Annotated in this window: 23 protein-coding genes, 1 riboswitch and 1 other annotated feature; of the genes, 17 read left to right on the forward strand and 6 right to left on the reverse strand. The window is 42.7% G+C overall.

The genetic code is table 11. The annotated features are described in order from the left end of the window. Positions 1-6: 6 nt before the first annotated feature. Genes MHN79_RS01170 through MHN79_RS01185 form a run of 4 tightly spaced genes read left to right on the forward strand, consistent with a single transcriptional unit; the run spans position 7 to position 2836 of the window. Positions 7-1254, forward strand: coding sequence for a cyclopropane-fatty-acyl-phospholipid synthase family protein (locus tag MHN79_RS01170; protein WP_239171336.1), 1248 nt, complete (start codon positions 7-9; stop codon positions 1252-1254). Between the two features lie 22 nt (positions 1255-1276). Further along, positions 1277-1798: a DUF2878 domain-containing protein gene (locus tag MHN79_RS01175; protein ID WP_239171337.1), complete on the forward strand. Its 522-nt coding sequence runs from the start codon at positions 1277-1279 to the stop codon at positions 1796-1798. Then, positions 1752-2297 carry a chalcone isomerase family protein gene (locus tag MHN79_RS01180; RefSeq protein ID WP_239171338.1) on the forward strand — a complete coding sequence of 182 codons (546 nt, stop codon included), beginning with the start codon at positions 1752-1754 and terminating at the stop codon, positions 2295-2297. The genes MHN79_RS01175 and MHN79_RS01180 overlap by 47 nt, the downstream gene beginning before the upstream one ends. Continuing rightward, positions 2297-2836 carry a DUF3833 domain-containing protein gene (locus tag MHN79_RS01185; RefSeq protein ID WP_239171339.1) on the forward strand — a complete coding sequence of 180 codons (540 nt, stop codon included), beginning with the start codon at positions 2297-2299 and terminating at the stop codon, positions 2834-2836. The genes MHN79_RS01180 and MHN79_RS01185 overlap by 1 nt, the downstream gene beginning before the upstream one ends. A gap of 71 nt (positions 2837-2907) precedes the next feature. Here MHN79_RS01185 and purB read toward each other — a convergent pair whose 3' ends face one another. From purB to mnmA, 3 genes are all read right to left on the reverse strand, one after another. Beyond that, on the reverse strand, positions 2908-4278 hold the full coding sequence (purB, locus tag MHN79_RS01190; RefSeq protein WP_239171340.1) for an adenylosuccinate lyase: 1371 nt from the start codon (positions 4276-4278) through the stop codon (positions 2908-2910). A gap of 145 nt (positions 4279-4423) precedes the next feature. After that, the gene (hflD, locus tag MHN79_RS01195) at positions 4424-5041 is read right to left on the reverse strand and encodes a high frequency lysogenization protein HflD (protein WP_160926890.1); all 618 of its coding nucleotides are present in this window, start codon (positions 5039-5041) and stop codon (positions 4424-4426) included. An 11-nt stretch (positions 5042-5052) separates the two neighbouring features. Further along, positions 5053-6174 carry a tRNA 2-thiouridine(34) synthase MnmA gene (gene mnmA / locus MHN79_RS01200; protein WP_152430188.1) on the reverse strand — a complete coding sequence of 374 codons (1122 nt, stop codon included), beginning with the start codon at positions 6172-6174 and terminating at the stop codon, positions 5053-5055. Between the two features lie 263 nt (positions 6175-6437). On the opposite strand from mnmA, the gene MHN79_RS01205 reads away from it, so the two are divergent. Next, positions 6438-7742 carry an inosine/guanosine kinase gene (locus tag MHN79_RS01205; RefSeq protein ID WP_160926892.1) on the forward strand — a complete coding sequence of 435 codons (1305 nt, stop codon included), beginning with the start codon at positions 6438-6440 and terminating at the stop codon, positions 7740-7742. An 87-nt stretch (positions 7743-7829) separates the two neighbouring features. On the opposite strand, the gene MHN79_RS01210 is transcribed toward MHN79_RS01205, so the two are convergent. After that, the gene (locus MHN79_RS01210) at positions 7830-8237 is read right to left on the reverse strand and encodes an H-NS family nucleoid-associated regulatory protein (RefSeq protein WP_152430190.1); all 408 of its coding nucleotides are present in this window, start codon (positions 8235-8237) and stop codon (positions 7830-7832) included. A gap of 608 nt (positions 8238-8845) precedes the next feature. Continuing rightward, positions 8846-9027, forward strand: a riboswitch (Lysine riboswitch). Positions 9028-9142: 115 nt separating this feature from the next. Here MHN79_RS01210 and MHN79_RS01215 point away from each other — a divergent pair. The 10 genes from MHN79_RS01215 to MHN79_RS01260 all read left to right on the forward strand — a co-directional run bounded on the left by MHN79_RS01215 (position 9143) and on the right by MHN79_RS01260 (position 19936). After that, a complete protein-coding gene (locus tag MHN79_RS01215) occupies positions 9143-10744 on the forward strand; it encodes a Na+/H+ antiporter NhaC family protein (RefSeq protein WP_239171341.1) in 1602 nt (533 codons plus the stop codon). A gap of 166 nt (positions 10745-10910) precedes the next feature. Beyond that, positions 10911-11038 (forward strand) — a sequence feature (His leader region). Positions 11039-11082: 44 nt separating this feature from the next. Next, entirely contained in the window at positions 11083-11979 is an 897-nt protein-coding gene (hisG, locus tag MHN79_RS01220; protein ID WP_239171342.1) for an ATP phosphoribosyltransferase, read from the forward strand. A 5-nt stretch (positions 11980-11984) separates the two neighbouring features. Then, positions 11985-13280, forward strand: coding sequence for a histidinol dehydrogenase (gene hisD / locus MHN79_RS01225; RefSeq protein ID WP_239171343.1), 1296 nt, complete (start codon positions 11985-11987; stop codon positions 13278-13280). A 5-nt stretch (positions 13281-13285) separates the two neighbouring features. Further along, the gene (hisC, locus tag MHN79_RS01230; protein WP_239171344.1) at positions 13286-14326 is read left to right on the forward strand and encodes a histidinol-phosphate transaminase; all 1041 of its coding nucleotides are present in this window, start codon (positions 13286-13288) and stop codon (positions 14324-14326) included. A 64-nt stretch (positions 14327-14390) separates the two neighbouring features. Further along, entirely contained in the window at positions 14391-15464 is a 1074-nt protein-coding gene (gene hisB, locus MHN79_RS01235; protein ID WP_239171345.1) for a bifunctional histidinol-phosphatase/imidazoleglycerol-phosphate dehydratase HisB, read from the forward strand. 14 nt (positions 15465-15478) lie between these two features. Further along, positions 15479-16093: an imidazole glycerol phosphate synthase subunit HisH gene (hisH, locus tag MHN79_RS01240; RefSeq protein WP_239171346.1), complete on the forward strand. Its 615-nt coding sequence runs from the start codon at positions 15479-15481 to the stop codon at positions 16091-16093. A gap of 12 nt (positions 16094-16105) precedes the next feature. After that, the gene (hisA, locus tag MHN79_RS01245) at positions 16106-16843 is read left to right on the forward strand and encodes a 1-(5-phosphoribosyl)-5-[(5-phosphoribosylamino)methylideneamino]imidazole-4-carboxamide isomerase (RefSeq protein ID WP_160926910.1); all 738 of its coding nucleotides are present in this window, start codon (positions 16106-16108) and stop codon (positions 16841-16843) included. Continuing rightward, complete coding sequence (gene hisF, locus MHN79_RS01250; protein ID WP_239171347.1) at positions 16825-17598, forward strand: imidazole glycerol phosphate synthase subunit HisF; 774 nt, start codon at positions 16825-16827, stop codon at positions 17596-17598. The genes hisA and hisF overlap by 19 nt, the downstream gene beginning before the upstream one ends. Continuing rightward, a complete protein-coding gene (gene hisIE, locus MHN79_RS01255) occupies positions 17595-18230 on the forward strand; it encodes a bifunctional phosphoribosyl-AMP cyclohydrolase/phosphoribosyl-ATP diphosphatase HisIE (RefSeq protein WP_239171348.1) in 636 nt (211 codons plus the stop codon). Before hisF ends, hisIE begins: the two co-directional genes overlap by 4 nt. Before the next feature lie 185 nt (positions 18231-18415). Beyond that, positions 18416-19936, forward strand: a complete 1521-nt coding sequence (locus tag MHN79_RS01260; protein ID WP_239171349.1) for an EAL domain-containing protein — start codon at positions 18416-18418, stop codon at positions 19934-19936. Positions 19937-19948: 12 nt separating this feature from the next. Here the strand turns inward: MHN79_RS01260 and MHN79_RS01265 are convergent, their stop codons facing one another. After that, positions 19949-21163: a putative manganese transporter gene (locus tag MHN79_RS01265; RefSeq protein WP_239171350.1), complete on the reverse strand. Its 1215-nt coding sequence runs from the start codon at positions 21161-21163 to the stop codon at positions 19949-19951. Between the two features lie 185 nt (positions 21164-21348). Here MHN79_RS01265 and MHN79_RS01270 point away from each other — a divergent pair, with 185 nt between their 5' ends. Together MHN79_RS01270 and MHN79_RS01275 are read left to right on the forward strand one after the other, a co-directional pair. Further along, the gene (locus MHN79_RS01270) at positions 21349-22254 is read left to right on the forward strand and encodes a manganese-dependent inorganic pyrophosphatase (protein WP_239171351.1); all 906 of its coding nucleotides are present in this window, start codon (positions 21349-21351) and stop codon (positions 22252-22254) included. A 62-nt stretch (positions 22255-22316) separates the two neighbouring features. Continuing rightward, the gene (locus tag MHN79_RS01275) at positions 22317-22706 is read left to right on the forward strand and encodes a DUF2750 domain-containing protein (protein ID WP_239171352.1); all 390 of its coding nucleotides are present in this window, start codon (positions 22317-22319) and stop codon (positions 22704-22706) included. Between the two features lie 29 nt (positions 22707-22735). On the opposite strand, the gene MHN79_RS01280 is transcribed toward MHN79_RS01275, so the two are convergent. Further along, entirely contained in the window at positions 22736-23506 is a 771-nt protein-coding gene (locus tag MHN79_RS01280; protein WP_239171511.1) for a DUF2927 domain-containing protein, read from the reverse strand. Positions 23507-23523: the final 17 nt, after the last annotated feature.

Genomic DNA, 23523 nt, shown 5'->3' on the forward strand with positions numbered 1-23523 from the left:
GACACAATGATTAATTCACAAACGCTACCTCTGCCCAAGGCATTAACACCTGTATATAAAGCGGCAAGAAACCTTGCATTTTCTTGTTTGCAAAGGCTACAACATGGCTCCTTAACTGTCATAGAGTCGTTTGAATCACGGTCAGATGAAGACTCTACCACACGATTTGGTGATTTAATTGATGGGGAAACACATGCGGTAATTGAGGTTAAACACCCTGCCTTTTATGCTCGACTTCTCAAAGGAGGAAGCATAGCTGCAGGTGAAGCTTATATGGATGGGTGGTGGGAAAGTAGCGATTTGACATCTCTGATGAAGCTGATGGCACAAAATTTAGCAACATTAGATTCGATTGAAAAGAAAAGCAGTGTGTTCTCAAAACTTGCCTACCAAGTCGGACACTGGCTCAATCGCAATACATTGGTTAACTCTGCTAAGAACATACAAGCTCACTATGACTTGAGTAATGAGCTTTATGACACATTCTTAGATCAGAAAATGCTTTACTCATCAGGTATTTATCGAAAAGAACAGGACACTTTGGAGCAAGCTCAAATCAACAAAATGGAGCGCTTGTGTCAGCAGCTCAACCTGAGTGAAAACGATTCAGTAATTGAAATTGGAACGGGTTGGGGCGCCATGGCTATATACATGGCGGAGCAGTATGGTTGCCATGTGACCACCACGACGATCTCGCAGCAGCAGTACCTGTATGCAAAGCAAGAGATAGAAAAAAGAGGGTTGGGAGGCAAGATCACCTTATTGCAGAAAGATTATCGTTTGCTTGAAGGCGAATTTGACAAGCTAGTATCGATTGAAATGATTGAAGCCGTTGGCAAGCAGTTTTTAAATTCATACCTTGAAAAATGCCAGTCTTTGCTTAAGTCAGGTGGCTTGATGGCTATTCAAGCGATTACCATTGCCGACCAGCGTTACGCCGATTACAGCAACAGCGTCGACTTCATTCAAAAGTACATTTTCCCTGGCGGTTTTTTGCCTTCTATCACGGCATTGACCCAGGCGACCACTAAACACACAGATCTGGTACTTAGAGATTTGTTTGATATTGGCCAGGATTATGCTCGAACATTAAGAGACTGGTATACACGCTTTAATTATTCTGAGAAGCGGGTACGACAGTTGGGGTTCGATGAAAGGTTTATCCGCATGTGGAACTATTACTTTTGCTATTGTGAGGGTGGATTCCGAGCGCGGTCGATCAGTACAGTCCACATGACGTTCCAACGTCCATAGTTCTGAGTATTCGGAGAACAAGATGAAACAGCTACTCATAGCGTCGACATGGTTCCAAGTACTTTGGCTATGCGCTGTTTTTGGTAATTATCAATGGCAGAATCTAACGTTAATTCTGGTGGTTACAACCCTGATTATATCGGCTTTTAAGGGATGGCTACACTGGCGAAACTGGGCCAGTATTTTAGTCGTAGGTTTGATCGTCGACTTTTTAAACATCATGTTAGGTCTGTTTCAATTTGAGCATCAGGGCTTCCCAATTTGGCTTGCTGCTCTTTGGATGTTGTTTACTTGGTATGTGCACTTTTTACACCCATTTGTGAGCCATTACCCTGCGTTGGTCGTATCAACAATAGGAGGGATCGCTGGAGCACTGAGCTACATGGCGGGAGAGAAGTTTGGCGCAGTCGCGTTTGGATTACCTTTCTTTTCTGTTGTGGCCATTTTGCTGGTTGAGTGGTTCCTTATTATCTTGATGATACTAAGGGTATATGGGCATGAAGTACGCAATGATGATGGTAGCTTATCTAACTCTGACAGCTAGTGCTAAAGCCTCAACGGCCTTGGAAAAATCACCACATGAGTGGAGTCAATGGTCTAGTGTGGGGCAGGCGCAGTTGTCGATGTTATTCTTTGACATTTACAAGTCGCAACTTCTTAGTCCCAATGGTCGATATATTGTTGGAGATGACATCACTCCGCACCCTTTGGCACTTTCCATTACGTACCAAAGAGATATATCTCAGAAACAGCTTGTGAAGGCGACCGTTGAACAGTGGGACAAACTTGGGTATGAATCAAGTACAATAAGCCTGTGGGCTCAACGTCTTGAAGCTATCTTCCCAGATATTGAAGAGGGTAACAATTTGACTTATGTCACCGATGGGTATCATGGACGATTTTTCTACACACGACCCAACGACAAAGCAGAGTTGATCGGAAAGATAGAAGAAGAAGCATTTAACGATGCGTTTCTAGCTATTTGGCTTTCCCCTCAAACCGAATATCCTAGTTTGAGACGAGATTTGATCGGGGGTTACTGATGTTTAAGCAGGTGAGACGCTTATTTTATACCCTTTTTATGGCTCTGGGCTTAACTGCTTGTAGCGCGGACATTGACGACTATCGAGAACATGAACCTAACTTCGATCTGTTCGAATATTTCGAGGGAGAATCGACAGCTTGGGGAATGGTGCAAGATTACACTGACCTGCAGACAAGGAGATTTGAAGTAGCCATAGTTGGAACAATAAAGGGTAACACGCTTACTCTTGTGGAAGACTTTGTGTTTGATGATGGTGAAAAGTCACGTCGCGTATGGAGTATAGAGCGTCTAGAACAAGGTCAGTATCAAGGACGAGCAGACGACATCATTGGAATGGCAAAAGGAACACAAGTCGGAAATGCTCTCCGGTGGCAATATGACTTTGCTCTTCAACTAGAGGACTCGACTGTGGTGGTGTCTTTTGACGATTGGTTGTATCGCCAAGATCAAAACCATGTATTCAATTTAACTAAGATAAAGAAGTTTGGCATCGAAGTCGGACAGATTACTTTGTTTTTTCAAAAGACAAGTAGGTGAGTAGCTTTATTGTACAAAAATACAAAAGGACGGCAAACTAGCCGTCCTTTTTTAGTTAGTGAGAAAGCTTTCTATAGCTTATCGGTTAGCTCGATTGCTTGACCTATGTAATTAGCTGGCGTCATTTGTTTTAAACGTTCTTTCTCGTGTTCTGGTAATGCTAGCCCTTCGATGAACTGTTTCATTGCTTCGCCATCAACACGTTTACCGCGAGTGAGTTCCTTTAGTTTTTCATAAGGCTTTTCAATTCCATAGCGGCGCATAACAGTTTGAACTGGTTCTGCAAGCACTTCCCAGTTTTGATCGAGCTCTGCTAGAAGAGCATCACGATTGACTTCTAGTTTGCTGATGCCTTTAAGTGTTGACGTATATGCAATGATTGCATAACCGACACCAACACCTAAATTACGTAGGACTGTTGAGTCCGTTAGATCACGCTGCCAGCGAGAGATTGGAAGTTTCTGCGCTAAGTGTGCAAACACTGCATTAGCAAGACCAAGGTTACCCTCTGAGTTTTCAAAATCAATAGGGTTGACTTTATGAGGCATAGTTGAAGACCCAATCTCACCCGCAATGGTTTTTTGCTTGAAATGACCCAGCGCAATATAACCCCAAATATCTCTATCAAAATCAATCAATATGGTATTGAATCGAGCAATGGCATCGAACAATTCTGCGATGTAATCGTGTGGCTCAATCTGAGTTGTGTATGGATTCCAACTCACGCCCAGAGATTCAGTGATGAAGTCTTCAGAAAACTGATGCCAGTTTAACTCTGGATAAGCGGACAAATGGGCATTGTAGTTGCCTACTGCACCATTAATTTTTGCGAGAATTTCGACACTAGCAATTTGCTTATACTGACGCTCCATGCGGTACGCAACATTGGCCATTTCCTTCCCCATAGTTGATGGAGACGCTGGTTGACCATGAGTTCGAGAGAGCAGTGGAATATCTCGATATTCAACAGCAAGAGCTTTGATGGCATCAATGATGTTGCGTATTTCGGGCAGAATCACAGTCTCACGCGCTTCTTTTAGCATTAGCGCATGAGAGGTATTGTTGATATCTTCAGAGGTACAAGCAAAATGTAGAAATTCATTAACAGCGTGCAATTCAGGGATGTCAGCAACTTTTTCTTTCAGGAAATACTCTACCGCTTTGACATCATGGTTGGTTGTACGCTCAATTTCTTTGATTCTACGTGCATCTTGCTCAGAGAAATTGTCAGCAAGCTCGTTTAAAAACTGATTCGCTTCTGCACTAAAAGCTGGGACTTCTACAATTTCGGCTGTCGCTGCAAGTTTTTGTAACCAACGGATTTCGACGATAGTACGGTATTTAAGTAGACCATATTCACTAAAAATCTCGCGTAAAGCTATAGTCTTGCTTCCGTATCGGCCGTCTACTGGTGAAACAGCAGTCAATGCTGACAGTTCCATGATGTTCTCCTGAATTGAGTGTCTAAATGTCGTGAGCTTTATACCAATAACTTACACGATTGTCACGCACATTGCGCAAACGTTTGCTGTGGTGGTTTTTAGGATATAACAGCCAACTCTGAACTAACTAAGTTGGCCATTATGTTTAAATTCTTGCTAATAGGATTCGAGCTTGTTCGACCATTTTCTTTCGCCCAAAGATGAGGTGTCGCCTCTTGCCTCCTACTTGGCGCCATAAAACAGCACTGCGAATACCCGAAAGTAACAAAGCTCTGACCTTGTGCTGGTTATTTATTTGCTGTAGTACAGATGGTGTTCCTGTTACCTGTATTCTTGGGCCTATTGGACTGATAACGTCGAGATAGATACTTGCGAGGTTACTCAGCATTTGTTCATCTAATAAGTCAAAATGATCAAGCTGCCTATCTATCATTTGGATTCGGTCTCCCAGTTGAGACATCGCATCTTTACGTCCACTTAGCTTCCTTTCAAGTGCCATCAAACTGATGATGTAACGAGTAACTTCACTGCCCGAAGGGGTACTATCTATCCCTTTAACAATGCATTCTAGCCCGATTTTTAAATTTGACTCTCGACCAAAAACACCCACAGTATTGGCTGGGGAGGTGTTTAGAATTGCTTTTAGCGATGCTTCAAATGCGTCAGAGTCACAGTGACCGTTTTTCGCTACTTGTTGAACGAGAGCAACAGCTTGGCAAATCCCGGCAAAAGCGATAGTTTGGTCATAAAGTGCATTAGCCACAGACAGTACTCCTAAATACGTTCTTTAATAATGCCACCACCTAAGCACGCTTCTCCTTGGTAAAATACAGCGGATTGGCCTGGTGTAACAGCGACTTGAGGATCATCAAATATGACTTTAATGGTGTTGTCATCAACCGGAATAATGGTGCAGGGTATATCAGCTTGGCGATAACGTGTTTTCACGGAACATTGGAAAGGTTCTGTGATTGTTTTGCGATTGACCCAATGCAGTTGTGAGGCAATTAAGCCTTGAGACTTTAGTAAAGGGTGATCGGCACCCTGCACGGCAATCAGTACATTTCTCTTGAGGTCTTTATCTGCGACATACCAAGGGTCTTCATTACCGCCGCCACCTTTTTGCCCACCTATATGTAGGCCTTTTCTTTGACCTAGAGTGTGATACATAAGCCCTTGATGCTCACCGATCACCTTGCCCTCTGGAGTTTCAATTTTTCCCGGTTGTGCTGGAAGATAACGTGAAAGAAAGTCAGTAAACTTACGCTCACCAATAAAGCAAATACCGGTCGAATCTTTTTTCTTAGCGGTAATGAGATCTTGCTCTTCTGCTATTCTTCGCACTTCTGGCTTTTCTAATTCACCAACAGGAAAAAGGCTACGAGCAACTTGCTCATTGCTGAGTGTATATAGGAAATAGCTCTGATCTTTATTAGAGTCTAAACCACGAAGCATTTTTACTTCGTCTACATTGTCTGAAAACGTCCGGCGCACGTAATGGCCCATTGCAATGTAGTCTGCATCAAGCACCTCGTCGGCAAATTCTAAAAACGCTTTGAATTTTATTTCCTTGTTGCAGAGGATGTCAGGATTTGGAGTACGTCCAGCTTTATATTCTGATAAAAAGTACTCAAAGACATTGTCCCAATATTCCGCAGCAAAGTTAATTTTATGTAGGTAGATACCCAACTTGTCACAAACCGCTTGCGCATCTGCTAAGTCTTCGGCTGCTGTACAGTATTCCTCGTTATCATCTTCCTCCCAGTTTTTCATGAACAAGCCTTCTACTTGATAGCCTTGTTGTTTGAGAAGAAAAGCGGAAACGGATGAGTCGACACCGCCAGACATGCCCACGATGACTTTCTTTTTACTGTTGTCAGTATAGTTCTGAGACATTTCAAAACACCACACAAATTAACTGGAGGCAAATCTTAACAGAAAGCGTTAGCGGGTGACAGTTTCTCGGTTGAAAACACCGTTCATTTCTTAGTTGATAGTTCATGGGGAGCGTTAACTTTCGCCAAAGCAAGCCAGTAGAATTCGGTGATTTATTATTTTATTAATAATGCAAACGTTTGCTACAATTGAAAGGTTGCTGCATCTGATCGCGCAAGGTAGAATCCAAACCCTTTTTCATCCCTTACTCAGAAAAATTTGCTATGAAGTTCCCAGGTCAACGAAAATCTAAACATTATTTTCCTGTCCATACACGTGATCCTCTGGTTAGCCAGTCTCAACAAAGTAAGAAGGTATCGAGTACACACATTATTGGTATTGATCAAACTTTGGTAGATATTGAAGCCAAAGTGGACTCGGAACTTATTGATAGATATAAGTTGAGTAAAGGGCACTCATTAGTTATTGATGATGATACAGCGGAAGCTCTCTATAACGAGTTGAAAGAAAACAATTTAATTACGAATGAGTACGCTGGTGGTACCATAGGTAATACTCTTCATAATTATTCAGTCCTTGCCGATGATCGCTCAACACTTTTGGGAGTGATGAGTCAGGATATTAAAATTGGTAGTTATGGTTATCGCTATTTGTGTAATACCTCTAGCCGTATGGACCTTAACTATTTACAGGGTGTTGATGGTGCAATAGGAAGGTGCTTTGCATTAATTTCAGATGATGGTGAGAGGACCTTCGCAATTAGTGAAGGCCAGATGAATCAGCTTCATGCAAATAATATCCCTGAGTCTATATTCAAAAATGCATCGGCATTAGTGCTGACATCTTACTTAGTTCGTTGCAAAGAAGGCGATCCTATGCCGAATGCAACAATGAAAGCTATTGAGTATGCGAAAAAGTATAACGTTCCGGTTGTACTAACCTTGGGGACAAAATATGTTATCCAGAATGATCCTATATTTTGGCAAGCGTTTTTACGAGACCATGTAAGTGTAGTGGCCATGAATGAAGATGAAGCTGAAGCATTGACCGGAGAGTCTGATCCGCTTGTTGCTTCCGATAAAGCTTTGGAATGGGTCGATTTAGTATTGTGTACTGCGGGACCGGTCGGATTATTTATGGCTGGTTACACAGAAGATGCAGCTAAACGTCAAACCTCTCTTCCTTTGCTCCCTGGAAGTATTGCTGAATTCAATCGTTATGAATTTAGTCGACCAGCTGAAAAGGCAGCATGTGAAAATCCAATTAAGGTTTATTCTCATATATCACCTTATATGGGTGGGCCTGAGAAAATTAAGAATACAAATGGTGCAGGAGATGCTGCACTTTCTGCTTTATTACATGATATGGCAGCAAATAAACACCATAGAGAAAATGTGCCTAATTCTAGTAAGCATGCTCATACTTTTTTGACTTATTCGTCATTTTCACAGGTTTGCAAATATTCTAATCGCGCTAGTTATGAAGTGCTAGTACAACATTCTCCGCGTTTATCGAGAGGATTACCCGAGCGAGAAGACAGTTTAGAAGAAGCGTACTGGGAACGCTAACATATTGATGGCAATAAAAAAGCCTCATACAAATGAGGCTTTTTTATATTATAAAATCACATATTTAAAGTTTATTTATATATGTAATTAGATTAGGAAATCATCCAGAGATTTGCCAGCATCTAATTTTTCCTGAATTGCAGAAGGCGTACGACCTTGGCCAGTCCAAGTTTTCTTCTCACCGTTACTGTCTACATACTTGTATTTAGCAGGACGCGGTGCGCGCTTAGATTTCTGCTTACCTGCAGACTCTCCAGCTAATGCAGATATAACCATGTTTTTATCTAGCCCTAACTGTTTAATTTGTTCAGCAATATCCGCTAGCTTAGCTTCTTGTGCAGCTTTTTCCGCTAACTCGGCTTCCTCTGCTTCTTTGCGCTCTGAGACAACAGTTGATAGTTTGTCTAGGGCTTCTTCTAGCTGTTCCAGTGTTAGCTCACGAGCAAATGCACGTAGGCTACGAATGTTTAATAAAGTTTTTGTTAGTTCCGACATATAGTTTCTCACTTAATTAAGGAGTCGATGGAATAAATATTAAACCCGTATTATCTGCAATACAATATTTTATAGTTAAATTCTTATAAAAAGTTATTATTTAATGCCTTAACATTAGAATAATGAGACCTTTCTTATTAACTGATTAAAATTTGTTACATAAAATATCGAAGCTTTTGTGATTATGACAATACTTATTGCCAATAAGTTTCATAATAGAGTGATATTTATTTATACAAACATGTTATTTAGTGCTACCCAGTTTGATGATCGTTATCACTGCACTAAGAATTTTTCAGTAAATTACTTTTTTACACTCTATTATTCATATCTTTGCCTGAAAAAATATGAAATAGAGACTAATTGCATAATTAACAAAGATGTTTTTCTAATCACATGAATCAGCTCGTTATTATAGCAGCTATTAATAATATGTATGAACTATTAAAAACTTACTAACAACCTGATATTGGGTACACTTGTTATTTTGCTGACTCTATTGAAATCAAGGCCTAGATAAGTACAATAGCGAGCACCTGAAGCGATGCGTTGTGATGGTTTTGTTAAATTGTCGTGGTTTTTTGCTAATTTTAGCTTCAAATCCCAATCATCGCGGTAGAGGAGCAGGGCAAATAAGTAGGGCTTGTTGGGGTGATGCCAATGAACAAGCGTGAAAGGTTGTTTTGCCGAAGTGGGTTTCCATATCAAAGGAGCTTGCTGGGGTTGCACCCGAAAGGGGTAACACTGCCATAGTCTATTACTTTTAACACTATGGAGCGCTACTGTAGGGCTAAAGATAGGTCAACTAATATCTTTTGCTTCGTCCGCCACTTATTGTTCTGGAATTAATCCTTCAATCAGTCTGCAGTAGATCTCTAACCATTAATTACTGGTTTTTGAAGATCATGAATTTAATTGATTTTGCATCATCGCCGATATCGCTGTTGCCACCACTAGTGGCTCTGAGCTTGGCAATTATTACTCGACGCGTCCTTTTATCTTTGGGTGTGGGTATTATCTTAGGAGCAGCGCTTCTAAATGACTATTCACTTGGCAATACAGTAGGATACGTTGGCTCAACAGTTTCTAGCGTATTCGTTGAGGATGGCGGTATAAATACTTGGAATATGAGTATTTTAGCCTTCCTAGTCTTGCTGGGTATGATGACAGCACTGCTGACTTTATCTGGCGGTACTCTAGCTTTTGCTGAATGGGCTCAATCCAGAGTCAAAAGTAAACGCGGTTCAAAACTACTAGCTGCGTTCTTAGGCGTATTTATTTTTGTTGATGACTACTTTAATAGCCTCGCAGTTGGAGCTATATCTCGTCCTGTCACAGATAGATTTTACGTTTCTCGAGCAAAACTTGCTTATATTCTTGACTCTACCGCTGCTCCGATGTGTGTGATTATGCCTGCATCAAGCTGGGGCGCTTACATCATCACGATTATAGGTGGTATCTTGGTCTCACACGGGATTACCGAATATTCCGCCTTAGGCGCATATGTTCGTTTGATTCCAATGAATTTTTATGCGGTATTTGCTTTGTTGATGGTATTCGCCGTTGCTTGGTTTGGACTTGATGTCGGAAAAATGCGCAAACATGAGATAGCGGCATCTCAAGGTCGTGGTTTCGGGCAACAAGAAGCAGAAGACACTCAACAAGCTCACGATATAAATGAAGAACTCGATATCACTCAAAGTGAGAAGGGCAAAGTCTCTGATCTAGTTCTGCCTATTGTTTTTCTTATCGCTGCGACCGTTGCATCTATGCTCTACACAGGAGGACAGTCTTTAAGTGCTGATAGTAAGCCTTTTACTTTACTTGGTGCATTTGAAAATACTGATGTTGGAACATCACTGGTTTATGGTGGTCTTGTCGGACTCGCTTTGGCATTAATCACGGTTATAAAGCAAGGTATAGCCGTAGGTGAGATTTCTCGTACGCTTTGGATCGGTGCTAAGTCTATGTTTGGTGCGATCCTAATCCTAATATTCGCTTGGACAATCGGCTCTATTATCGGTGATATGAATACCGGTAAATATTTGTCGACTCTTGCACAAGGTAATATTGGTGTCCATTGGCTTCCTGTTATTCTTTTCCTTCTCGCAGGTCTTATGGCGTTTTCAACCGGAACATCATGGGGCACTTTTGGTATCATGTTACCTATTGCTGGTGATATGGCCGCTGCGACAGAAATTGGTTTAATGCTACCTATGCTAAGTGCTGTGCTTGCTGGTTCAGTTTTTGGTGATCACTGCTCTCCGATATCTGATACCACGATATTGTCATCAACAGGTGCGCGTTGTGATCACATCGATCATGTGTCTACACAGTTGCCCTATGCGCTTTCAGTCGCTGCTGTATCATGCGTTGGTTTCATTTCGCTTGGAATGACAGCATCGATTGGCATTTCATTTTTGGCATCTTTTGTGACTTTTATTGCTGTGTGTGTTTTGCTGTCTTCTTTGTCTAAAACTAAGATGGCGAGTTGCCCAGACGCATAATTGAACTTAAAGTTTTTAAGGGAGCAAATGCTCCCTTTTTATTTGTATAAGACAAATTCAAAAAATCTTTAATTTTTAGTTGAAAAATAAATCATCCTTGGGTAGGGTGGTTGTTAAGCAAGCCAACTGAACAATATATAAGTATGCGCAATTATACAATGAACATTCATCACCATCATCACCCAGACTAGTCTTTCGGGAGATGTGCGCATACCCGGGAGGCAAGAAGCTCCCGGAGGAATAAATCGCTAACACAAGATTTCAACCCTCGGGAGATAACTCCCGAGGGTTTTTTGGTTTTTACGATTTAAGATTTGATTTATACAGGGAAACGAGTAATGACAACACAACGTTTGAGAATAGCGATTCAGAAAAAAGGTCGTTTGAGCAGAGAATGCCAAGAGCTACTTAAAAAGTGCGGTGTTAAGTTCAATATCATGGGAGAGCGTCTGGTTGTCCACTCTTTGAACATGCCAATCGACCTTTTGCTTGTTCGTGATGATGACATCCCCGGCTTAATTATGGATGGTGTCGTAGACCTTGGCTTTATTGGTGAGAATGAACTAGAGGAGGTTCGTTTAGATCGACGAGCACTTGGCGAACCATGTGAATTTATCCCACTTCGCCGACTAGATTTTGGTGGTTGCCGCCTCTCTATCGCAATCGATAAAGATGAAGAATACAGCGGCCCTCAAGATCTGGCAGGTAAGCGTATTGCGACCACCTACCCGCAACTTCTTAAGGCCTATATGGATAAGCAAGGTGTTCCGTTTTCCACCTGCATGTTAACCGGATCGGTCGAGGTTGCACCGCGAGCAGGTTTAGCCGATGCGATTGCTGATCTTGTCTCAACAGGCGCAACGTTAGAAGCTAATGGACTAAAGGAAGCAGAGGTGATTTTTGAGTCCAAAGCCACTTTAATTCAGCGTGTGGGGGATTTTGAAGCAGATAAGACAGCGTTGATCGAAAAACTTCTCACGCGAATGCAAGGGGTTCAACAAGCTAAAGAATCAAAATATATCATGCTACATGCACCAGTAGGTCAGTTAGAGCAGGTAAAAGCCTTACTTCCGGGTGCTGAGGATCCAACCGTTCTTCCTCTCTCATCCGATAAAGAAAAAGTTGCGATTCACTTAGTGAGTACGGAAAACCTGTTCTGGGAAACGATGGAGCAGCTCAAAGAGCTGGGCGCCAGCTCAATCCTTGTTCTGCCAATTGAAAAAATGATGGGGTAGTTGCAATGAAAACCGTTGTCTGGGAAGCTTTAAGCCAAGTACAGCAAGATTCTATTTTGAAGCGTCCTGCCATGCTCGATGGAGCGAGCATTACCGCTGCTGTTTCAAATGTTATTGAGCAAGTTAAGGCTGACGGTGATAAGGCGTTATTTTCCCTTACTGAACAGTTTGACCGTATTAAACCTGAATCAATACGAGTCGCTTCTCAAGATATTGAACAAGCCTCACAACGCTTATCCTCTCGAATGAAAGCAGCACTTGAACAGGCTTACTCAAATATTTCCAAATTTCATACCGCGCAAAAACCACAACCAATTAAAGTAGAAACCCAACCGGGAGTAGTGTGCGAACAAGTTTCACGCCCGATCCAGAAAGTTGGTCTGTACATACCTGGTGGTAGCGCACCATTACCTTCAACGGTATTGATGCTGGGCGTTCCAGCAAAGATTGCTGGTTGTCGTAAAGTGGTGCTTTGCTCTCCACCACCGATTGCGGATGAGATCCTTTATGTTGCTAAACTCTGTGGTATTGATGAGGTTTACAATGTGGGTGGTGGCCAAGCTATCGCGGCCATGGCATACGGTACAGAGACAGTCTCAAAAGTCGATAAAATTTTTGGTCCGGGTAATGCGTATGTGACAGAAGCGAAACGTCAAGTGAGTAATGATTTTCGCGGAGCATCAATTGATATGCCAGCGGGGCCTTCAGAGGTGCTTGTTATTGCAGATGAAAGTGCTGAAGCCGACTTTGTTGCGGCAGACTTATTGAGTCAGGCAGAACATGGACCCGATTCCCAGGTAGTGCTTGTAACACCATCGCCAATTATTGCCGATCAAGTTACAGATGCAATTAGGCGTCAACTGACAGATTTACCTCGTGCTGAAATTGCAGAACAAGCGCTCGCGTCTAGCCTAGTGATTATCGCGGAGTCTTTAACCCAAGCTGTATCAATATCCAATTACTACGGTCCTGAGCATTTAATCGTTCAGACTAAAAATCCTCGCGAGCTTCTTCCTTTGCTTGATAACGCGGGTTCGATATTTCTTGGTGACTGGTCCCCAGAATCAGCAGGTGACTATGCGTCTGGAACCAATCATGTGCTTCCAACTTATGGTTACACCCGCACGCACTCGAGCCTTGGATTATCGGACTTTTCTAAGCGTATGACAGTACAGGAGCTATCTGCTGAAGGCTTGAAAAATCTCGCCCCTACTGTGATAACCATGGCAGAGGCGGAAGGCTTAGATGCTCATAAACGTGCAGTGACTATTCGAGTCGAAAAATTGAAGTCTAAAGGATAATCACAATGGAAAAGTTAGCAAGAAAACAAATCCAAACTCTTACTCCCTATATGTCTGCTCGCAGAATAGGGGGAAGTGGTGATGTGTGGCTCAATGCCAACGAGTCACCATTCAATAACGAATATAAAACCGATTTTGCACGTCTTAATCGCTATAGTGAGTGCCAGCCTAACGAGCTCATTTCTGCCTATGCCGCTTATGCTGGGGTAAGGCCTGAGCAGACCATTACCACTCGTGGAGCCGACGAAGGGATCGAGCTACTAATGCGCGCTTTTTGTGAGCCAAGAGAAGATGCGATTTTATACTGTCCACCGACTTACGGTATGTACTCAATCAGTGCTGAAACCATGGGAGTTGAGCAAAAAATAGTGCCGTTGACATCAGATTGGCAACTCGATTTAACCAAGATCGAAGCTAACTTAGACAAGGTGAAACTGATTTTTATTTGCTCTCCAAACAACCCGACAGGGAACTTAGTTAAGCGTGAAGACATAGTAGCACTTCTTGAGATGACTAAAGAGCGTGCCATTGTTGTCATGGATGAGGCCTACATTGACTTTTGTCCCGAAGCTTCAACGGTTGATTTGCTGTCTCAATACTCAAATCTGGCCATTTTGCGCACTTTATCCAAGGCATTTGCTCTTGCAGGACTGCGCTGTGGATTTACCCTAGCAAATCAAGACCTAATCAAGGTGCTGCTCAAAGTCATTGCGCCATACCCAGTTCCAGTTCCTGTTTCCGAAATCGCCACACAAGCACTGTCTGAAGCGGGCTTAGCACGAACCAAATTCCAAGTGCTGGATTTGAATGCCAACCGCGCTTATTTGCAAGTTGGCTTATCTATGATTTCGGGCCTAGAGGTATTTGAAGGCTGGGGTAACTATTTATTGGTTAAGTTTCCAGATGGCGATGCCCTATTCAAAGCGGCATGGGACACAGGTGTTATTTTACGCAATTCACCGATTGAGAACTGTGTGCGTATCAGTGTTGGTAACCGTGATGAGTGTGAAAAAACGCTCGGTTTTATAAGAAATTACTACTCATAGTTAGTGAAAAAATAAAGTGCGTTGACTAAAGGTGAGCGCTAAAAATTGCAATAAGGAAATTCGAGTGAGCAAACAACAAAAAATCCTTTTTATCGACCGTGATGGAACCTTGATAGTAGAACCACCTACTGATTTTCAGGTAGATAGATTAGACAAACTCAAGTTTGAGCCCTTTGTCATTCCAAGTTTATTGTCCTTGCAAGAGGCGGGGTATCGTCTTGTTATGGTCACCAACCAAGATGGGTTAGGTACAGACAGTTACCCACAAGAAGATTTCGATGGACCACATACTATGATGATGGACATCTTCGAATCTCAAGGGGTAAAGTTTGATGATGTGCTGATTTGCCCACACTTTGAACATGACAACTGTTCGTGTCGCAAACCCAAACTAGGGCTTGTTAAAGAGTATCTCAGAGCAGGCAAGGTTGATTTTCAGAACTCAGTTGTTATTGGTGATCGTCAGACGGATTTGCAATTAGCAGAAAATATGGCCATCAGAGGCATTCAATATAATCCACAGACAATGGGCTGGCAGCAGATTGTCAACGACTTAACTATCAAAGCACGCGTTGCAGAAGTAGTGCGCACCACTAAAGAAACAGATATCAAAGTTGCGGTTAACCTTGATCAGCAAGGAAGCAATGATATTTCAACCGGACTAGGCTTTTTTGATCACATGCTGGATCAAATTGCGACACACGGCGGGTTTCAGATGGCGTGTAAAGTCGATGGTGATTTGCATATTGACGATCACCACACAGTAGAAGATACCGCTTTAGCTTTGGGACAAGCACTGAAAGAAGCCTTGGGTGATAAACGTGGTATTGGTCGATTTGGCTTCAGTTTACCCATGGATGAGTGTTTGGCCCAATGCGCGTTGGACTTGTCTGGTCGTCCTTACTTGAAGTTCGATGCGAAGTTTAGCCGTGAACAAGTAGGAGATTTATCTACTGAAATGGTTGGACACTTTTTCAGGTCGTTAACAGACACACTAGCTTGTACGCTACATCTTTCTTCATCTGGCGACAACGACCACCACATTGTTGAAAGTCTGTTTAAAGCTTTTGGCCGCACAGTTCGCCAAGCGATTAAAGTTGAAGGTACTGAGTTACCCAGTAGTAAAGGCGTACTTTGAAGGAGAACCATGCAGTGAAAGAACAGAAAGTGGTTATTATCGATACAGGTTGTGCCAACGTGTCGTCGGTAAAGTTTGCCATCGAACGCCTGGGTTACCCAGTGACTATTTCAAGTGATCCTCAGGTTGTGTTATCGGCCGATAAATTGTTTTTACCCGGAGTTGGCACCGCAAGTGAAGCGATGAAAAACCTTCAACAACGTGATCTTGTCCGCTTGGTTAAACAAGTCGAAAAGCCGCTTCTGGGTATCTGTTTAGGGATGCAACTTTTGGCCAAGGCCTCTCAAGAAAAAGGCCAGAAAGCAGATGAGTTTGTTGAGTGTCTTGGACTTTGTGATAGCGAGGTGATTCGGCTCGAGGCAGACGATTTGCCTTTACCTCATATGGGCTGGAATACAGTATCTGCTAAAACAGGTCATCCCTTATTTAAAGGTATTGAAGAAGGGGAATATTTCTACTTTGTACACAGCTTTGCAATGCCAGTCGGCAGTGACACGATAGCTGAAAGTGATTATGGCAGCCCTTTTTCAGCAGCGGTGCAAAGCGGCAACTATTTTGGTGTCCAGTTTCACCCTGAACGCTCTTCGAAAGCAGGGGCAAAGCTTATCCAAAACTTCTTAGAACTATAAAAGGGATTGATTGTGATTATTCCAGCTCTTGATTTAATCGAAGGACAGGTGGTTCGCCTTTATCAAGGTGATTATGGTCGAGTGACCGAATACAAAGTGGATCCAGTGGAACAATTTAACTTATACCACCAAGCGGGTGCAAATTGGCTTCACCTAGTTGATCTGACTGGCGCAAAAGATACGGCTGCGCGTCAGCTTGATTTGATTGCGAAGCTGCTTTCAAGTACTCCAGCAAATATTCAAATTGGTGGCGGTGTTCGCACCGAGCAAGATGTCGTGGATTTGCTAGAGGCAGGAGCGCAGCGAGTTGTTGTTGGCTCGACGGCAGTTAAACAACCTGATCTGGTAAAAGGTTGGATGGAAAACTATGGCGCTGAAAAAATCGTTCTCGCTTTGGATATCAATATCGATCAAGATGGAGTACGTAAGGTAGCAGTTTCCGGCTGGCAAGAAGACTCTGGCGTAACCATTGAGGCGCTTATTGAAGACTTCTTAAAAGTGGGCTTAAAACATGTTCTGTGTACCGATATTTCACGTGATGGCACTTTGCAAGGCTCAAACGTTGAGCTTTATGTTGATTTATGTAAACAGTATCCGCAGGTACAGTTTCAATCTTCAGGGGGAATAGGTTCACTTGCTGATATCGAAGCCTTGAAAGGCTGTGGTGTGGCAGGCGTGATTGTTGGTCGTGCGTTGCTTGATGGTAAGTTTACAACAGAGGAGGCATTTGCATGCTGGCAAAGCGAATAATCCCATGTCTTGATGTTCGTGATGGGCAGGTTGTCAAAGGTGTTCAGTTTCGTAACCATGAGATCATTGGCGACATTGTGCCTTTGGCAAAACGATACGCTGAAGAAGGAGCGGACGAGTTGGTGTTTTACGATATCACCGCTTCAAGTGATGGCCGTGTAGTGGATAAGAGCTGGGTAGCGAGAGTTGCTGAAGTGATTGATATCCCTTTCTGTGTCGCTGGTGGTATTAAATCGTCGCAAGATGCTTCGAGAATATTAGAGTTTGGTGCTGATAAAGTTTCCATCAACTCTCCCGCACTAGCAAAGCCGGAATTGATTACTGAACTGGCGGATAAGTTTGGTGTTCAGTGCATCGTGGTCGGCATCGACTCGTATTTTGATAAAACCTCAGGTCGATATCAGGTTTATCAGTATACCGGTGACGAACAACGCACAAAGGCCACGTTGTGGGAAACTCGTGATTGGGTTCAAGAAGTGCAAAAGCGAGGTGCGGGCGAAATCGTACTTAACATGATGAACCAAGATGGTGTGCGAAATGGTTACGATATAGAGCAGCTCAACATGGTACGTCAGGTGTGTAATGTGCCACTTATAGCCTCGGGTGGGGCAGGTACAATGGAGCACTTTGCTAAGGCCTATCTAGAAGCGAGTGTTGATGGTGCGTTAGCGGCCTCCGTTTTCCATAAACAAGTGATTAATATTGGTGAATTGAAACAATATTTAAAACAACAGGGTATTGAGGTACGGCTATGACATTTAAAGTGGAAGAAGCCAGCTTGCTAATCGAGCGAATCAACTGGAGTAAAGTCGATGGACTTGTGCCCGCGATCATACAGGACTTTTGTTCCAGCCAAGTACTTATGATGGGGTACATGAATCAGGAGGCGTTGGCTAAAACCGCCGAAACAGGCAAGGTAACGTTTTTCTCCCGAACTAAGGAGCGCCTTTGGACTAAAGGAGAGACATCGGGCAATGTGTTACAGCTGGTTAATATTTCCTTAGATTGTGATAACGACACCCTGCTCGTTAAAGTTGAACCTATTGGCCCTACATGTCACTTAGGCAACACCACTTGTTGGGATATTGATCCTCAAGAAGAGTCACAAATGGTATGGCTTAATCAACTGGAGCGCTTGCTTGAAGCGAGAAAAAATGCCGATCCGGAATCTTCCTATACGGCAAGCCTTTACGCTAAAGGAACTAAGCGTATTTCGCAAAAAGTGGGTGAAGAAGGGGTTGAGGTCGCGTTAGCTGCGACATCGGGAGACAAGTCCGAGTTGGTCTGTGAATCTGCAGATTTGGTGTATCACCTTATGGTATTACTTCAGGATCAGGGCCTCTCAATGAACGATGTCATTAACAAATTAAAGCAGCGTCATGGTTAACGGTGTTTTTACCTAACTTTCACTCTAGACTTGTTTTTCTGTGACTTAAGCTATTTATCTTCTGCCTATGCAACATGTGGGTAGGGGGTAAATAGCAACTTATTTAGTTCTATTTTCAACTGATATTTATAATACTAAACAATCAACGCCTATAATTGCCTTAACTGATTATCGAGAAAGAGATAATGATCAACTTCTTTAGGGCAGCCCCACTTTTGACACGATTTGTTCTTACCTCTTTTGCATTCTTACTACCTGTTGTTCTTGGTACTATTCTTCTATTTGCTTTGGCACAGGACAGCCTACAGCGTGAAACCAATCGTTCGCTCCAATCTGGCATTGTATTACTTGATAGACTTTTGTGGAATGCGGACGCTGCGGCTCAAAGAGCATACCCGTTTACTCATGGGCAGTGCGATGAGGTTTTGCCTTATATTCGAGACTTAGTTGTCATCATCCCCGATGTTAGAATGATAACTTTGATCAAAGATGGACGAATATATTGCAGTTCGTTACTTGGAAAAGTTGACTCTCCGTTACCCGATTATAGGCTGGTTGATAACTCTTTAGTCCTTATACCAAGCTCCCCTATCAATCCAAAGGAGCCTGCCCTTAGTTTTGTAATGACTCATGGCAATGTGAGCGTTGCTTCTTCTGTTGCTGGCTATTACCTAAAAAATATTTTGACCTTGACTAGCCAAGAAAGATTGATTCACTTACAAATTGGCGATTCTTGGATAGATAAAACAGGTAAAGTCAGTACAAGCCCGATAAAAAGCACCTTAGTAGTCAACTCCAAACATTATCCATACTCCTTGGGTGTATGGTTATCACATGACGACTATTTAGACTTTATGGTATCTCATAAGCAGACCGCAATGGCTATTTTGATACTCTTTTGCGCAGCAATCGCTTGGTATACCTACTGGGTTACCGGAAAACCCGATTCCATGAAGGACAAGATAGAACGAGCTATTCATAGCAAAGAGTTTGTCCCTTATATTCAGCCCTACGTTGACCGCCAATACAGGATTGTCGGTGCTGAAGTATTAATGCGTTGGGATGACCCACAAGAAGGTCTTGTCCGCCCTGATTTGTTCATCCCTCTAGCGGAAGAGACTGGCCTAATCATACCAATGACTCAATCAATTATGACTCAGGTGAGCGATCAGATTTCGCCTCATCAAAAGTTACTGAGCGATAGTTTTACAATATCATTTAATATCTCAGCTAAGCACTGCGTGAATTCTGATCTCTTGGCAGATAGCCTAAGGTTTCTTAACGCCTTCTCACACAATCAAGTTCGATTATGCTTGGAGCTGACAGAGCGAGAATTAATTGAAAATACGCAGGAAGCTAGCAACTTATTTAATGCTTTGCATGATAACAAGATTCAGTTAGCGATAGATGATTTTGGCACTGGACATTCGAGTTTGAAGTATTTGCATCAGTTTCGGTTTGACGTATTGAAAATCGACCAAAGTTTCATTCGCATGATAGGCACAAACTCAGTGTCTGCACATATCGTTGAAAACTTGTTGGATCTCGCCTCAAGGCTTGGGATGACAACTGTAGCCGAAGGTGTCGAAACCATTGAACAAGTTGAATATCTTACAGCTCGCAATATTCATTGTTTACAAGGCTATTATTTTGCTAAGCCAATGCCTATCAAAGATTTTATCCAATTTATTCAACACTCCGGCTAATCTGATGTATGGCTACCTCTCAAACATAAAGTAATAGCTGTAACCCACAATTAAGGCAGGTATTGCCGAATAAAAGGTTGCAGCAAGGGCAGCTCTTGGAGCAAGAGCGATTGCTGGGAATAACGCGTCGCCGTCATTTGATATTGCATTGGCTAGTTGTGTGGAAAGAGGAACAGTTCCTGAGATATAAAGACTCGTTACCAGTATTTGCGGTCCACAACCAGGCAGTATACCCACGGCAAGGCCGACTAAAGGCATCCACACTCCCCACCCAGAAAAGGCACTTGCAAGGTCGATATCACCCAATGCAGTCAATAATTCAAAAGACATGAATGCGACTATCACCCAAGCGGTAACAAAATTGGTGTCTTGAGCCGCCTTTTGTAACGGGTGAGAGGTGACGGTCTTTGTGTCTTCAGACACAGTAGAGCGATAATCCTTGATTTCTTTGGTCAGCGACCAAAGTAACATGCTGATCACAATGAGTATTGCTCCTAGCCACTCCATCGTCTCTGAGGGTAAAGCAAGCAGTTGATTAATGTCGATTTGAAATGATCCCAATAAAGCAACAACGGTCGCTGGAACGATTAGCCATTTCCAAAATGCACCTTGAAGGTTAATGGCTTTTTTCTCAAAACTACTGTGCTGGTTACTATGGGATAGGCAGATTTGAGAGCTTTCTCTGGTATCTTGATTGAGTGGACGTAAGAAGTCATCGGCATGAATAGCATTGACTACCCAACCAGACAGGCACCCAACGACAATACCTATACTGACAACCAGAACGCCTATATCAGGCTTACTGGCGATAAGTAAGAAGGCAGCGTCGCCCATTGTTGATGTCAATACAGCGACAATTGCACCAAAGCCCACTTTACCACTGACAAATTGTGTGGTCACAATGATGGCGCCTCCACACCCCGGAAGGGCACCAAGCAATGAGGCAAACAGCACTTGATAGGCTCGAGAACTCTTGTAGAGATTAACGACTTTATTGTCTTTACTCATCCATAGGGAGAGGTAATGATAAATCGCAAGGGTGAAAGCGACATAAGCCGAAACAGCCCAGAAAGCATCAGAGAGGGTTACTACCGTTACCATTCGCGTTGCGTCATTTAAGAGTAAGGCGATGAGTATGGACGGCAACAGGAGCCTTTTATAGGCTGGACGAAATTGGGAAAAGCTCAGCCATGCAGGCAGAGAGAAAGAGAGTCTAACCGAATTCATTGAGCTACAAATGCAAATGATAATGCTTATCAATTTAGTTTTGTGTGACACTTATTGCAACAAAAAATTGTGATTTGGGCATTTATTTTTTCTAACCCATGACAAATCTCAAAATTCAGGTAAAGTATCCCGCTTTGTGAGTAATTGCCCAATATGGGCCTATTTTAGTCGTAGTAGGAAAAAAGATGATTCTAGTTGTAGGTCACAAGAACCCTGATAGTGACAGTATTTGTAGTGCATTAGTAGCTACTGAGTTACTAAAAGCACGTGGTTTGGATGCCATGCCGATTCGCCAAGGTGAAATAAACCGCGAAACTCAACATATTCTTGAAGTTGCTGGGGCTGAACTACCAGAGCTTCGCACTTCTGTTGCGGGTGAAAAAATTTGGTTAGTCGATTACTCAGATTTAGCCCAAGCTCCAGATGACGTGGCTGAGGCAGAAATTTTGGGTATTGTTGATCACCACAGGCTAGGTGATGTGATGACGATTAATCCAATGGAAGCTTGGATTTGGCCAGTAGGCTGTACCAACACTGTACTTTTCAACATGTTTAAAATTGAAGGGCATGAAATCACCCCTCAAATAGCAAAACTAATGATGTCCGCCATCTTATCTGATACGGTTGGCTTTGCTTCTCCAACTTGCACGCAAAAAGATAAAGATGCAGTAGAGGAGCTAGCCAAGATAGCAGATGTTTGTGATATTGACAGTTTCATAAAAGATTTATTGATCGCTAAAACAAACATTGAAGGGCTATCTGCTGCTGAGTTAGTTGAGAAAGATCTTAAAGGCTATCCATTCAATGGTCGTGATGTCGTGGTAGGTCAGGTTGAACTGGCAACTCTAGAACAGGTTGATGGCATGATTGATGCGCTAGAGCAAGATTTAGAGCGTCGCTGCGTGCAAGATAATCTCGCTTTTGCTGCCGTTATGTTGACCGATATTACGACTGCACAAACTCGACTATTGTATAAGGGGGAATGGGCAGAGAAACTGGCTAAACATGAGTGTGATGGCATGCTTATGATGGAAAATACCTTGAGTCGTAAGAAACAAGGTTGGCCTTGGCTACAAACTGAACTGGTATAATTACTTAGTCAATATCGTCAAGCGCCTGCAGAAATGTAGGCGTTTTATTTAAGGAAAACTCAATGTCACAATCACTATCAGCACAAGAGATTGAAACTGTACTTAAAATGCGTGAAGACGAGCGATTTAGCTACGCAATCAAAGAAATCGTTAAGCACAAGAAGGTTTGGATACTCACTGATGAGCATGGCTGTGTGATGCTTAATACCGAAGACGAAGATTGTGTCCCTATTTGGCCTCATCATGAATTTGCTAGTTTATGGGCGACAGGAGAATGGGAACACTGCAAAGCTGAGTGCATTTCTACCGCAAAGTGGTTCAGTCGTTGGACACGTGGCTTAGAAGATGATGATTTATCAGTGGTGGTCTTTCCTAACCAGAATGAAGAAGGGTTGGTTGTATACCCAGATGAATTTGAATTCGAACTGAGAAAGGCAGAGAAAAAACGTTAGTTGATTTACTAATCCACACTTAGGTGATATCAGTAGGCGATAAGCTTATACAGCTCCGTTGATTTCGCCTCTTTGACTGCATTTTTCAACACACCTTGGTTCTGATAGCGTTTGAGTATAATATCGACCGCGCGTTTTGTATCGACCAAGTTCATACCTGACTTTAGCTCTGGCTCGTAAAGTATTTTAAGCAATATCACGTCTAATGGAGAAAGCAGGTCTTCGGGCGTTTCATCATTAAATATGGAGGGGTAGGCGGCTTTTGAATCGTTAGGGAGTCCCATTGTTTGGGTGACTTCTTCAACAATACAAGCTAGCAGCTTACCGTGTTCCCTTGCTTGATCAACCGGTATAATAATCACTGCTGAGTCAATTTCATTGGTCGTCTTGTTCGTTCTGTATCCCGCTTTACATATTGCGCCATGAGCGTACTTCAGTGCCTCCTCTCCAAGTTCTCGTTTAATATCATTGTACCACTTCGATTGCTGGGTATAGATCCACACAATGTTTGCATCGGTTCGTTTTGACACTCTCGTGATCCTGTGTCCTGTAATCGAGGAGAGATCGCGAATATGGGTATTTGCCAGTTGGTTATGCAAAGCTTGATCTGCGACTTTATGCTCAATCCATATTCGGATTGGTTTGTTCCATTTGGTTAGACGCTGGATACCCTGAGAATACTCATTTTTTAACGCGACTTCTAAAAACGCTTGTTTGACAAAGTCAGTATCTAGCCAAGTTTGGTTCGCACATAGGGCGTTGCTAGTTGCACCCAAGCTAAGTAACAAGCCTAATACCATCCGTGGTGCGCAGTACA

Origin of the sequence: Vibrio sp. Of14-4 (assembly GCF_022347625.1) — a bacterium.
Classification (GTDB): Bacteria; Pseudomonadota; Gammaproteobacteria; order Enterobacterales; family Vibrionaceae; genus Vibrio; species Vibrio pristinus.